A 12,372-nucleotide genomic window follows, 5' to 3' on the forward strand; every position below is an offset into this window, starting at 1 on the left:
GTGTTTCATGTTTGTCAACAACTTTTTTAAATTATTTTTTGTTGCTTTTTTGAATCTCTCAAACAGCAACTCTGATATATTATCATATATCTTCTTGCTTGTCAATAACTTTTTTGAAGTTTTTTTCAAAAGTTATTTTCAAACAAAACGGAGAAAGAGGGATTCGAACCCTCGCGCCGGTTGCCCGACCTACACCCTTAGCAGGGGCGCCTCTTCGGCCTCTTGAGTATTTCTCCTCAGCCCGATCCAAGGTCTGTATTTAACTGTGTGTTTACATACTTTTAATGTAATTCCACAGCGCATTGATAATTATACCTAAGAACCCTTTTTCTGTCAACGGTTTTTTCGATTATTTTTTTCTTTTTTTAAGTTTGTTTTCTAATTATCTATATATAGAAGAAACAGACTCTTTTTCACTATATCTAGCAAAGAGTCTGTCCTTTTTACCTTATCTTTATTTTATGCTTCCTTTGGTTCATATTCAGATATGGTTTCTTCTATTCTTCTTTTTACTTCTTTTGCGATCTCTGTCGTCTTCATATTTTGATATTCTTCATAATAAATCGGTTCCAGGAAATGTACCTGTACCGTTACCGGTGCGATACTATTTGTATCAAACGGTTTAAAAGAATCGATCAACGCAATCGGTATGATCGGGCATTTCGCTTTTGTTGCCGCCTTGAAGCTTCCACCTTTAAACTCAAGAAGCTTGTTCCCCATCTTCGAGCGGGTTCCTTCTGCAAAGATCAGATAGTTTCTTCCTTTCTTTACTTCCTCTGTAACATCCATGATCACTTGCATAGACTGACGGATATCTTCGCGGTCGATCATGTAGGCCTTCATACATTTAAATGTCTGCTTGAGAAGTGGAACATTTGCCACTTCTTTTTTTGCCACCACAGAAAATGGACGCGGGCAGACATCAACAATTGCGAGTACGTCATAAAGCCCTTGATGATTCGGAAAAAACATAAACCCTCCCTCTTTGGGAATATTTTCTTTTCCATATGCCTCGATTGTTACATTTCCGCCTTTATTGGCTCTTTTGACAATATATTTCAGAAGCTTATATCGGGTGATCTCCGGATACTTGTCTACGTGCGCGGCATAGTAACACAGCTTGCACCACATAAACGGAACAAGCAGAATATTCCGAATTACCATAAGTGCAATTCTTTTCACACAATTCATTCCCTATTCCTCCGCATACTCTTTGACGGCTGTCTCGTATAAATTATTGCCCTCGGAGTCGATCACAACAATTGCCGGAAGATCTTCGATCTCCAGGCGGCGGATCGCTTCTGTGCCAAGATCATCATATGCGATCACATCTGCTCTTTTGATACATTTTGAAAGAAGCGCGCCTGCTCCTCCGACTGCTGCAAAATAAACTGCTTTATTTCTCACGATTGCATCCTGGACAGCCTGACTTCTTTTCCCTTTTCCTATCATTCCGCCAAGTCCCAGATCCAGAAGGCGTGGTGCATATTTGTCCATTCTGCTTGCTGTTGTCGGTCCTGCTGAGCCGATCGGTCTTCCTTCTCTCGCCGGAGATGGTCCCATATAATAAATCATCTGATTCTTAATATCAAGTGGAAGCTCCTTTCTTTCTGAAAGTGCTTCATCCATTCTTTTATGAGCAGCATCACGGGCGGTATAAATAACTCCCGTAAGATATACATAATCTCCTGCTCTTAAATCCTGTATTTCTTCCTTTGCTACTGGAACTGTAATATGTCTTTCCATATCCTTTTCCTTCCTGATTCTTTTTCTGTATTCTGCTGCGACGTTTTTAACTGCTAACAGGAGTCTTATAATTCTCTTAAAATAATTTCAGCCAGTTTCTCAACTGTAAAGTCTACAAAACTAATGCACTGCGCTTTTCTCTCCGGAGAATTTTTTTCTTTTCCTCTTGTCAGCACACGACAACAGGTTGCTCCGCAATGTTCTTTAAATGCGTCGTGAAACTCTTTCGTCAGCCGCTGGCATTTCAAAAAGGCTTCATCTCCAGGTGTTCTTCTTCCGAAAAAATAGCCGATGCACATGGTTGCTCCTGCAAGCGCACCACAAATACAGCCACCATCTCCGAGCCCCCACGGGAATCCGGATGACATAGCGATCGCATCATCTGACAGATCAAGATCAAAGCCCTTTTTGATCGCATAGATCACCGACTCTGAACAGGCAAACCCTTTCTGAAAAATCTCAACCGCATCTTTTCGCATTGCATCTACGTCTACATTTGTATTCATAATTATCCTCTTTTCATTTTCCTTTAAATATTACACATCCTCTCACCGGGCAGAAACCATTTGTAACATGCTTCATCTTCGCACGAGTACATATCTTCGGCACGGAAAGTCTTTTCAGGATCCCCCTGTAAATTAAATAGTGCGGATCACATGGCGGTTAACATGACAGCAAATATTTACAGCTACCGGAAGTCCGGCAATATGAGTCGGATAAGTGTTGACATTGACAGCCAGCGCGGTTGTACTTCCCCCAAGTCCGCCCGGTCCGATTCCAATCTTGTTGATCCGCTTCAGTAATTCTTCTTCCAGTTCTTTTACATATGGAATGTCTGAATGGCTTCCGACTTCTCTTGTAAGTGCTTCTTTTGCCATCAGTGCGCATTTTTCAAATGTGCCGCCGATTCCCACGCCGACAACCATCGGAGGACAGGCATTCGGGCCGGCATCTTTTACTGCCGTAAGAACTGCTTCCTTTACTCCTTCGATTCCGTCTGCCGGTTTCAGCATAAATACACGGCTCATATTTTCGCTTCCAAAGCCTTTTGGTGCGACCTTGATCTTCACCTGATCGCCCGGAACAATTTTATAATGAATGATTCCCGGTGTATTATCTTTTGTATTCTCTCTGAGAATCGGATCTTTCACGACGGATTTTCTCAGATATCCGTCAACATACCCCCGACGGATCCCTTCATTTACCGCATCTTCCAGGTTGCCGCCTTCGAAATGTACATCCTGTCCGATCTCAAGAAATACGACTGCCATTCCAGTATCCTGGCAGATTGGGATCATATCTTTTCCGGCGATCTTCAGATTATCCTGAAGCTGACTTAATATCTTTTTCCCCAGTGGTGACTTCTCTGTTGAAACTGCATTTTTCATCGCAATGTCCATATCTTTTGAAAGAAAATGGTTCGCTTCAATGCACATTTCTTTGATATTCTTTGAAATCTCTTCCACGTTCAATGTACGCATTGGTTTTTCCTCCTGCATTTCATAATCTGATTTTTATTATACTATGGTTTTTTTTCATCTGCAATGTAATCATCTTCAAATAAACCTGTATTACCTCCAATTGTTAACCTTATAAAATTTTAAGTTGACATTCTTTCTTTTGCATGGTAAAGTGTGGAATGTATTTGATATTTTTTACCAAGGAAGGTTTACTTATGATTTCTGAAATTGAAACAACTACAGATCCGGTGCTTTCACGAGAAGATGCGATTGCAATCCTGAATACACCGGACGAAGAACTCGATCAGCTCATTGCACAAGCTGAAAAACTGCGCAGAAAATATAAGGGCAATCATGTAAGTATTCATATTCTTACCAATGCCCGCAGCGGTAACTGCTCACAGGACTGCGCTTACTGTGCACAATCCTGTCGTTCAAAAGCCGATATCGACAAATATAAGTGGGTAGCTGATGAGAAGTTATATAAAGATAATGATTTTGTAAATGAACATCATCTTTCCAGACACTGCATCGGACTCAGCGGTATGAAATTCACCGACGAAGAGATCGAAGAACTGGCTTCTAAGATCCGCAAGATGAAGGAAGACGGAACCCACCTTTGCTGTTCCATCGGATTTCTTACTGAAAAACAGGCTCTAATGTTAAAAGAAGCCGGACTCGACCGGATCAACCACAACCTGAACAGCAGCCGGGCTTACTACAGTCACATCTGTTCTACCCATACTTTTGAGCAGCGCGTTCAGAATATCAAAATGCTTCAGGGACTTGGATTTGAAATCTGCAGTGGCGGAATCATTGGAATGGGCGAAAGCAAAGAGGATGTTGTTGATATGCTTCTGGAGCTTCGTGAGATCCAGCCGGAAGCTCTGCCGATCAACTTCCTGTTGCCAATTCCGGGAACTCCGCTCGGTGATGCCGATATTTCCGAACTCACAACTGAGTATTGCATGAAAGTTCTCTGCCTTGCAAGACTTCTGGTTCCGCAGTCAGATATCCGTTGTGCTGCCGGACGTGAGGTTTATTTTAAAGGTGAAGAAAAGAAGCTTCTCAGCGTTGTAGATTCCATCTTCGCTTCCGGTTATCTGACCGCAGATGGCCAGGGAATCAAAGATACGATCCAGACGATTACGGATGCCGGTTTTACATACGAGATCGAATCTGCTTAATTTATTGACACGCTGAACACCGAGGATGAACTAAAATAGTGTGAATACTATATTTTATGGACGTTCGAGGTGTTCAAGGATTGTCGGAATTACATAGCAATGGAACAATCCAATTACATTATTAACATTCTAAAAGGAGAATACTTAACATGACTCAGGGAAACGCTCAGACACTTAGAACTACCAATACTTACGCAATGGCTGTCACCGCTCTTATGACCGCTGTCACCTGCATTCTTGCACCGCTTTCCATCCCGATCGGACCGGTGCCGATTTCACTTACCAACTTTGCAATTTATCTTTCTCTCTATCTTCTGGATTGGAAGAAGGGAACCGTCAGCTATATCCTTTATCTTCTTCTCGGACTTGTAGGACTTCCTGTATTTTCCGGATTCACCGGAGGAATCGGAAAGCTTGCCGGACCAACTGGCGGATATATCATTGGTTTCATCCCAATGGCAATCATTGCCGGTATTGTAATTGACAAATTCAGTCAGAGATGGATCCAGATTCTTGGAATGATCGTTGGAACTGCAATCTGCTATGCATTCGGAACTGCATGGTTCTGCATTCAGGCAGGTTACACTGTATCTGCTGCCCTTGCAGTATGTGTCATTCCATTTATCCCGGCGGACCTGATCAAGATGGTGATCGCCATGATCATCGGACCTGAAATCCGCAAAAGACTCGGAGCTGTTGCACAGTAAGATGCACGGCGTCTGCCAGAATATTTGAAGTCTGGCAAAATAATAATTCAGCCCCCTCTACAAAGTCCGGAAAGCCTGTTTGCTGCAGCGTTTCCGGGCTTCTTTGTTTTTTAATCCGGCTTTTACCAGAGCAAACGCAAGCCATGCCATAACATTTCTTTCCATGCAGCCTCACAAAACAAAGCAAGAGACCAGACAAGGCATTTGCATATTCCCTGTCCAGTCTCTTTATGATTTATCCTGCTTCTGTATTTCTACTTTCGCTCAGATCTTTATTCTTCTGTCTGCTCTTCTACAACCGTCTCAGCAGTTGCTTCTGTATTTGCTTCTTCTGCAGTCTCTTCTGCGTTCTCCTCCAGTTCACCTGAAGCCCTGCGTACCTTTGCGATACTTGCAACTTCTTCGTGTTCCTTCAGATTGATCAGTTTAACACCGGATGTGATTCTTCCGAGTACGGAAATCCCCGCACATTCCATACGGATCACGATACCATCTGTGTTGATGATCATAATCTCATCATCCGGACCTACTGCCTTCGCACCGACTACATTTCCGGTCTTCTCTGTGATCTTATAACACTTCACGCCTTTTCCACCACGGTTCTGGGCTGTGAATTCTTCCATGCGGGTTCTCTTGCCCATACCCTTTTCAGATACGATCAGAAGCTCTTCACCCTGCACATCAAGCTGCATTGCAACAACTTCATCACGGTCGCTTAAATTCATACCACGAACGCCCATAGATGTTCTTCCGGTTGAACGCACATCAGATTCATGGAAACGAATGCATTGTCCATACTGCGTAACGAGAATAACATCTCTTTCGTCATCCGTAATCTTAACTTCGATCAGTTCATCATCCTCGCGGAGTGTGATCGCAGCAAGTCCAGTCTTTCTTACATTTGCGTAATCCAGGATCGGAGTCTTCTTAACAAGACCTTTCTTGGTTGCCATGAACAGATAGTCGCCTTCCTTGAATTCCTTGATCGGAATCATTGCTGTGATCTTCTCATCCGGCTGAAGCTGAAGGATGTTGATAATTGCTGTACCACGGGATGTTCTTCCTGCTTCCGGAATCTCATATCCCTTCAGGCGATAGCAGCGTCCGGTATTGGTAAAGAACATAATATACTGGTGAGTATTGGTCATGAACAGCTCTTCTACATAGTCTTCATCCAGAGTCTGCATACCCTTGATACCCTTTCCGCCACGGTTCTGGCTCTTGAAGGTATCATTGCTCATTCTCTTGATATAGCCCATCTTAGTCATGGTGATCACCACATCTTCTCTCGGGATCAGATCCTCTGTGGAAATATCGTATTCATCAAATCCGATGGCTGTTCTTCTGTCATCTCCGTATTTTTCAGAGATCACAAGGATTTCTTTCTTAATTACGCCAAGCAGGAGCTTTCTGTCTGCAAGGATCGCCTTGTACTCTGCGATCTTCTTCTCAAGCTCTGCATACTCTGTTTCCAGCTTCTCTCTTTCCAGACCGGTCAGAGCTCTCAGACGCATATCCACGATAGCCTGGGACTGTGCATCACTTAAGTTAAAGCGGCTCATCAACTCTGCTTTCGCAATCTGTACGGTCTTGGATCCACGGATGATCTTAATGACTTCATCAATGTTATCCAGGGCGATCAGCAGACCTTCCAAGATGTGTGCACGTTCTTCTGCTTTATTCAGCTCGTATTTGGTACGTCTGGTCACAACGTCTTCCTGATGTTTCAGATAATGGTTCAGGATTTCCAGAATGCTCATAACCTTCGGCTCATTATTGACCAATGCAAGCATGATCACACCAAACGTATCCTGAAGCTGTGTATGCTTGTAAAGCTGGTTCAGAACAACATTCGGGTTCACATCTCTTCTCAGTTCGATGCAGACACGCATACCTTCACGACTTGACTGGTCGCTCAGGTCTGTGATTCCATCGATCTTCTTATCTCTTACAAGCTCCGCAATCTTCTCGATCAGGCGGGCTTTGTTGACCATATACGGAAGCTCGGTTACTACAATTCTGTGCTTTCCGTTCTGCATTGGCTCGATATTGGATACCGCACGCACACGGATCTTTCCACGTCCTGTACGGTAAGCCTCTTCGATTCCTCTTGTTCCCAGGATTGTTGCTCCCGTCGGGAAATCAGGTCCTTTGATGATCTCCATGATCTCTTCGATCGTAGTCTCATCTTTATCTTCAATCTGGTCATCAATAATTTTCACAACCGCACCGATGACTTCTCTTAAGTTGTGCGGTGGAATATTGGTTGCCATACCTACCGCGATACCGGAGGTTCCGTTCACCAGAAGGTTCGGGAATCTTGACGGAAGTACGGTCGGTTCTTTTTCTGTCTCGTCAAAGTTCGGTGCAAAATCAACGGTATCTTTGTTGATATCCGCTGTCATTTCCATCGAAATCTTACTAAGTCTTGCCTCGGTATATCGCATTGCGGCAGCACCGTCACCATCCACAGAACCGAAGTTACCGTGACCGTCTACAAGAATGTAACGGGTAGACCAGTCCTGTGCCATATTAACGAGAGCTCCGTAAATAGAGCTGTCACCATGTGGGTGATATTTACCCATGGTATCACCGACGATACGCGCGCATTTACGATGCGGCTTGTCAGGACCGTTGTTCAGCTCGATCATCGAATAAAGAATACGTCTCTGAACAGGTTTCAGACCGTCTCTTACATCCGGAAGCGCACGAGAAGCAATAACACTCATGGCATAATCGATATAGAACTCTTCCATGGTTTTTTTCATATCCACTTCATGAACTTTATCAAAAATATTATCTTCCATTGGTATTCTCCTATATATCTAAGTTCTTAACAAATTTTGCATTCTCTTCGATAAATTCTCGTCTTGGTTCTACTTTATCTCCCATCAGGGTTGTAAAGGTAAGATCCAGTTCGGAAGATGTCTCATCGTCCATTGTCACTCTTCTTAAGATTCGATGCTGCGGATCCATTGTGGTATCCCATAACTGCTCTGCGTCCATCTCACCCAGACCTTTGTATCGCTGAATCTTATTGTTCTGATCACGTCCGACTTCGCTGATGATCTTCGCCAGTTCTTCATCGCTGTATGCATACCAGACTTTCTTGTTCTTCTCCAGCTTGTAAAGCGGCGGCTGAGCCAGATATACGTAGCCCTGTTTGATCAGCTCCGGCATAAAACGATAGAGGAATGTCAGAAGCAGTGTACTGATATGTGCTCCATCAACGTCGGCATCGGTCATGATAATGATCTTGTGATATCTCAGTTTGGAAATATCGAAATCATCATGGATTCCTGTACCGAATGCAGTGATCATTGCCTTGATCTCGGCATTACCGTAGATCTTATCCAGTCTTGCCTTCTCTACATTCAGGATCTTTCCACGAAGTGGCAGGATCGCCTGGGTTGCTCTGTCGCGGGCTGTCTTTGCAGAACCTCCCGCAGAGTCTCCCTCTACGATGTAGATCTCACACTTGGATGGATCTTTGTCTGAACAGTCTGCAAGCTTTCCAGGCAGTGACATGCCTTCCAGTGCGGATTTTCTTCTGGTAAGATCTCTCGCCTTTCTGGCCGCCTCTCTTGCTCTCTGCGCCATAACCGACTTCTCAACAATTGATTTTCCAATAGCAGGATTCTGTTCAAGGAAGATCTGAAGCTGGCTGCTGACGATACTGTCAACCGCACCTCTCGCTTCACTGTTACCGAGCTTCTGCTTGGTCTGTCCTTCAAACTGAGGATCCTCGATCTTAACACTGATGATTGCTGTAAGACCTTCCCTAATATCCTCACCGGAAAGATTCGGTTCACTGTCTTTTAATAATTTGTTCTTTCTCGCATAGTCGTTAAAGGTCTTTGTGATCGCATTTCTGAATCCGACCACATGGGTCCCACCTTCCGGTGTTGTGATATTATTTACAAAACCATAGGTGTTATCTGTATAAGAATCATTGTGCTGCATTGCAACTTCAACTTCTACATTATCTTTTGTTCCTTCACAGTAGATGATCTGCTCGTAAAGCGGAGTCTTACTGCGATTTAAGTACTGAACGAACTCCTTGATACCGCCTTCATAGTGGAACACTCTTTCCTTCGGTTCTTCATCCCGGAGATCAGTCAGGCTGATGCGAAGTCCCTTGGTAAGGAACGCCATCTCACGGAATCTCTGTTTTAACGTATCATAATCAAATACTGTATCTTCGAAAATAGTTTCATCCGGAAGGAAGGTTACCTTTGTTCCTGTCTTCTCCGGATCACATTCGTCTACAACCTTCAGCTTGTAAACAACATGTCCTTTTTCATATCTCTGTCTGTACACCTTCCCTTCGTGGCAGATCTCAACCTCAAGCCAGTCAGAAAGCGCATTTACAACGGAAGCTCCTACACCGTGAAGTCCACCGGATACCTTGTATCCTCCACCGCCGAATTTACCGCCGGCATGAAGCACGGTGAATACAACCTCTACCGCAGGGAGTCCCGCTTTGTGGTTGATCCCCACCGGAATACCACGTCCGTTATCTATAACCGTAATTGAATTATCCGGATTGATGAACACCTGGATATGATCACAGTATCCTGCAAGCGCTTCATCCACCGAGTTGTCAACGATCTCATAGACAAGATGGTGAAGTCCTCTTGAAGATGTACTGCCAATATACATACCAGGTCTCTTTCTTACTGCTTCCAGCCCCTCCAGTATCTGGATTTGGTCTGCTCCATATTCTGCACTCATATTGATCCTCCTAATTCTCTTTTGATACATGTCCGTTCTGAACATGGAATACTTTATTTATTGAAAATCGATGATTGACAAACTCGTCAAGTCCCGTACAGGTGATCAGAGTCTGTATATCATGAATACTGTCCAGTAAATAGTTTTGCCTGTGTTTGTCAAGTTCAGACAATACATCGTCAAGCAGCAGCACCGGCGTATCCTTTATGATCTGCCGTACCAGCTCGATCTCAGACAGTTTCAGCGAAAGTGCCGCTGTCCTCTGCTGCCCCTGCGATCCGAATCTGCGGATGTCGATCCCACCTGCCATAAAACAGATATCATCCCGGTGAGGTCCCACCGAGGTACTCTTCATCCTGATATCGCGCTCCCTGTTCTTCTCAAGCGCCGCCTCAAGTGAAAGCGCTCCGCATCCAGGTTCATACGAAAGGCCGATCCTTTCTCTGCCTCCCGTCAGTTTATGGTGAATGTCTCCGATTATCGCATTAACCTCCTCGATAAACCGGAGCCTTCTCTGAATAATCTTTTCTCCATACTGAACCAGCTGCATATCCCATACATCCAGTGTGTCCAGTATATCATCTCTGTAATAGGCATCCTTCAGCAGACGGTTCCGCTGATTGAGTGTGCGGTTATAATTTGCCAGGTCACTAAGATACACCTTATCAAGCTGTGAAAGCTCCAGGTCCATGAACCTTCTCCTCTCCGCCGGACCATTTTTAATAATGTTCAGATCCTCCGGCGAGAAAAACACAAAATTCGTCAGACCGAAAAGCTCACTCGCCCTCCGGATCGGGACCTTGTTAATCGCAATCCCTTTCGGACTGTTCTTCTTCAGGTGCATATCGATCTGCCATGGAACGCCATTTTTCTCAATGACAGTCTCAATATGAGCCTCATCCTGCCCGAATCGGATCAGATCCCGGTCCTTCGTCCCCCTATGAGACTTCGTGGTTCCCGACAAATACACCCCTTCCAGGATATTCGTCTTGCCCTGCGCATTATCACCGTAAAAAATATTCGTGGCATGATCAAATTCAATATTCAATATTTCATAATTTCTGTAATCTTTTAATTTTAATGATTTGATAATCATACCTGTGCCAGCCTATTTTTCAATCTTGATCTCTTCTCCGTTAAATGTAACAACGTCGCCGTCATATAATTTTTTACCACGTCTGGTATCTACTTCTCCATTAACCTTTACCAGACCTTCTGTAATGACTTCCTTGGCTTCCACACCGGATCCTACAAGACCTGCTGCTTTCAGTGCCTGACCAAGCTTGATAAATTCATCTCTGAGTTTGATTGTCTCCATAATTTTTGTCCTCTCTAAATTCCTATACTGCTCCACTGAAGTTCACCGGAAGAATCAGGTATACATAGCTTTCTCCTTCATCCTTGATAAAGCAAGGAGCCTTTGCATTCATAAAGTAAAGATCTGCTTCTTCGTCATCAATGACACGAAGTGCGTCAATGAGGAACTTCGGATTGAAGCCGATCAAGAGGTCTTTTCCCTCTTTAGTGATCATAATCTCTTCATCCATCGTACCCTTCTCTGACTTGATCTTAAGTTCCATCATTTCATCCTGAATGTTGATGATGATCGGCTTCTTATCACCTTCTTTTACAAGAAGAGTTGCACGGTCAATACAGTTCAGGAGTTCTCTTTTATTGATTCTTACCTTTGTCTCATAATCATTGGACAGCATCTGCTCGATACGGAAATATTCTCCTTCAATCAGTCTAGACACCACAACGGTATCATCAAATTCAAATACAATGTGGTTGGCTGTGAAATACAGTCTCACTTCGCTGTCTACTTCACCTGAAAGGATCTTGCTGACTTCGATCAGGGTCTTTCCCGGAACCACGATCTTCTTCGGTTCATAAGATTCCTTCAGCTCGATCTTGCGGATGGAAATACGGTGTCCGTCAAGGGATACCACTTTCAGAATATCCCCGTTCATATCGAAGAGTTCTCCTGTCATCAGTTTGTTGCTGTCGTTGTCTGCAATTGAGAAAATGGTCTGGCGGATCACTTCTTTCAGTGTGAACTGGGAAATGGAAACCGGATTTTCTCTCTCAATATACGGCAGATAAGAAAAATCTTCACCGGATTTACCGGAAATATTGAATTTTGCTTTTTCACAGGTAATGAGCGTCTGAAGGTTCACTCCACTTTCAATCACGATTTCATTATCAGGAAGCTTTCTTACGATATCTGAGAAAATCCTCGCATCCAGTGCGATCATTCCCTTCTCATCGATCTGCCCTCTGATCACAGTCTCGATCCCAAGCTCCATATCGTTCGCTGTAAGTTTGATAATATCTGTAGTTGCATCTATCAGAATGCATTCCAGGATCGGCATGGTTGTCTTTGTCGGAACAGCCTTTGATACAATGCTGACCCCTTTCACAAGATCTGATTTAAGACATCTGATTTTCATAATGTGTAAAACTCCTTTCGACGCGCAAAATATATATTTATATAAAACAAATCCGTAGTTATCTTAGTAGTGTCTGTTGAATTGTGGA

The 12,372-nt window shown here is 43.7% G+C and carries 11 protein-coding genes and 1 tRNA gene; 2 read left to right on the forward strand and 10 right to left on the reverse strand.

All coding sequences use genetic code 11. The annotated features are described in order from the left end of the window. Window positions 1–148 precede the first annotated feature (148 nt). From PGZ10_RS14895 to PGZ10_RS14915, 5 genes are all read right to left on the reverse strand, one after another. Window positions 149–236, reverse strand: a tRNA-Ser gene (locus tag PGZ10_RS14895). A 223-nt stretch (window positions 237–459) separates the two neighbouring features. Continuing rightward, window positions 460–1,182, reverse strand: a complete 723-nt coding sequence (locus PGZ10_RS14900; RefSeq protein ID WP_270541737.1) for a lysophospholipid acyltransferase family protein — start codon at window positions 1,180–1,182, stop codon at window positions 460–462. A 12-nt stretch (window positions 1,183–1,194) separates the two neighbouring features. Further along, window positions 1,195–1,746: a Fe-S-containing hydro-lyase gene (locus tag PGZ10_RS14905; RefSeq protein ID WP_117559175.1), complete on the reverse strand. Its 552-nt coding sequence runs from the start codon at window positions 1,744–1,746 to the stop codon at window positions 1,195–1,197. Between the two features lie 65 nt (window positions 1,747–1,811). After that, window positions 1,812–2,252 (reverse strand): C-GCAxxG-C-C family (seleno)protein, encoded by a 441-nt coding sequence (locus PGZ10_RS14910; RefSeq protein WP_022220240.1) that lies wholly within the window; start codon window positions 2,250–2,252, stop codon window positions 1,812–1,814. Between the two features lie 132 nt (window positions 2,253–2,384). Then, window positions 2,385–3,227 carry a fumarate hydratase gene (locus tag PGZ10_RS14915; RefSeq protein ID WP_117824060.1) on the reverse strand — a complete coding sequence of 281 codons (843 nt, stop codon included), beginning with the start codon at window positions 3,225–3,227 and terminating at the stop codon, window positions 2,385–2,387. Between the two features lie 194 nt (window positions 3,228–3,421). On the opposite strand from PGZ10_RS14915, the gene bioB reads away from it, so the two are divergent. Then, window positions 3,422–4,393 (forward strand): biotin synthase BioB, encoded by a 972-nt coding sequence (gene bioB, locus PGZ10_RS14920; protein ID WP_173826452.1) that lies wholly within the window; start codon window positions 3,422–3,424, stop codon window positions 4,391–4,393. Between the two features lie 149 nt (window positions 4,394–4,542). After that, the gene (locus PGZ10_RS14925; RefSeq protein WP_117559179.1) at window positions 4,543–5,100 is read left to right on the forward strand and encodes a biotin transporter BioY; all 558 of its coding nucleotides are present in this window, start codon (window positions 4,543–4,545) and stop codon (window positions 5,098–5,100) included. 272 nt (window positions 5,101–5,372) lie between these two features. On the opposite strand, the gene gyrA is transcribed toward PGZ10_RS14925, so the two are convergent. Genes gyrA through dnaN form a run of 5 tightly spaced genes read right to left on the reverse strand, consistent with a single transcriptional unit; the run spans window position 5,373 to window position 12,284 of the window. Further along, entirely contained in the window at window positions 5,373–7,907 is a 2,535-nt protein-coding gene (gene gyrA, locus PGZ10_RS14930; protein ID WP_270541728.1) for a DNA gyrase subunit A, read from the reverse strand. A 10-nt stretch (window positions 7,908–7,917) separates the two neighbouring features. Then, window positions 7,918–9,834 (reverse strand): DNA topoisomerase (ATP-hydrolyzing) subunit B, encoded by a 1,917-nt coding sequence (gene gyrB / locus PGZ10_RS14935; RefSeq protein WP_022220242.1) that lies wholly within the window; start codon window positions 9,832–9,834, stop codon window positions 7,918–7,920. 10 nt (window positions 9,835–9,844) lie between these two features. Then, complete coding sequence (gene recF, locus PGZ10_RS14940; protein ID WP_008371390.1) at window positions 9,845–10,930, reverse strand: DNA replication/repair protein RecF; 1,086 nt, start codon at window positions 10,928–10,930, stop codon at window positions 9,845–9,847. Between the two features lie 12 nt (window positions 10,931–10,942). After that, a complete protein-coding gene (locus PGZ10_RS14945; protein ID WP_022220243.1) occupies window positions 10,943–11,152 on the reverse strand; it encodes an RNA-binding S4 domain-containing protein in 210 nt (69 codons plus the stop codon). 22 nt (window positions 11,153–11,174) lie between these two features. After that, window positions 11,175–12,284: a DNA polymerase III subunit beta gene (gene dnaN / locus PGZ10_RS14950; RefSeq protein ID WP_270541729.1), complete on the reverse strand. Its 1,110-nt coding sequence runs from the start codon at window positions 12,282–12,284 to the stop codon at window positions 11,175–11,177. Window positions 12,285–12,372: the final 88 nt, after the last annotated feature.

The organism is Coprococcus sp. AF102-57 (assembly GCF_027686195.1).
GTDB classification, from domain to species: domain Bacteria; phylum Bacillota; class Clostridia; order Lachnospirales; family Lachnospiraceae; genus Allocoprococcus; species Allocoprococcus comes.

Bases quoted from the DNA above. Each gene is read 5' to 3' on its own strand.
- PGZ10_RS14910 (WP_022220240.1), bottom strand. From the start codon at position 2,252: ATGAATACAAATGTAGACGTAGATGCAATGCGAAAAGATGCGGTTGAG.
- gyrA (WP_270541728.1), bottom strand. From the start codon at position 7,907: ATGGAAGATAATATTTTTGATAAAGTTCATGAAGTGGATATGAAAAAA.
- bioB (WP_173826452.1), top strand. From the start codon at position 3,422: ATGATTTCTGAAATTGAAACAACTACAGATCCGGTGCTTTCACGAGAA.
- dnaN (WP_270541729.1), bottom strand. From the start codon at position 12,284: ATGAAAATCAGATGTCTTAAATCAGATCTTGTGAAAGGGGTCAGCATT.
- PGZ10_RS14915 (WP_117824060.1), bottom strand. From the start codon at position 3,227: ATGCGTACATTGAACGTGGAAGAGATTTCAAAGAATATCAAAGAAATG.
- PGZ10_RS14925 (WP_117559179.1), top strand. From the start codon at position 4,543: ATGACTCAGGGAAACGCTCAGACACTTAGAACTACCAATACTTACGCA.
- gyrB (WP_022220242.1), bottom strand. From the start codon at position 9,834: ATGAGTGCAGAATATGGAGCAGACCAAATCCAGATACTGGAGGGGCTG.
- recF (WP_008371390.1), bottom strand. From the start codon at position 10,930: ATGATTATCAAATCATTAAAATTAAAAGATTACAGAAATTATGAAATA.
- PGZ10_RS14945 (WP_022220243.1), bottom strand. From the start codon at position 11,152: ATGGAGACAATCAAACTCAGAGATGAATTTATCAAGCTTGGTCAGGCA.
- PGZ10_RS14905 (WP_117559175.1), bottom strand. From the start codon at position 1,746: ATGGAAAGACATATTACAGTTCCAGTAGCAAAGGAAGAAATACAGGAT.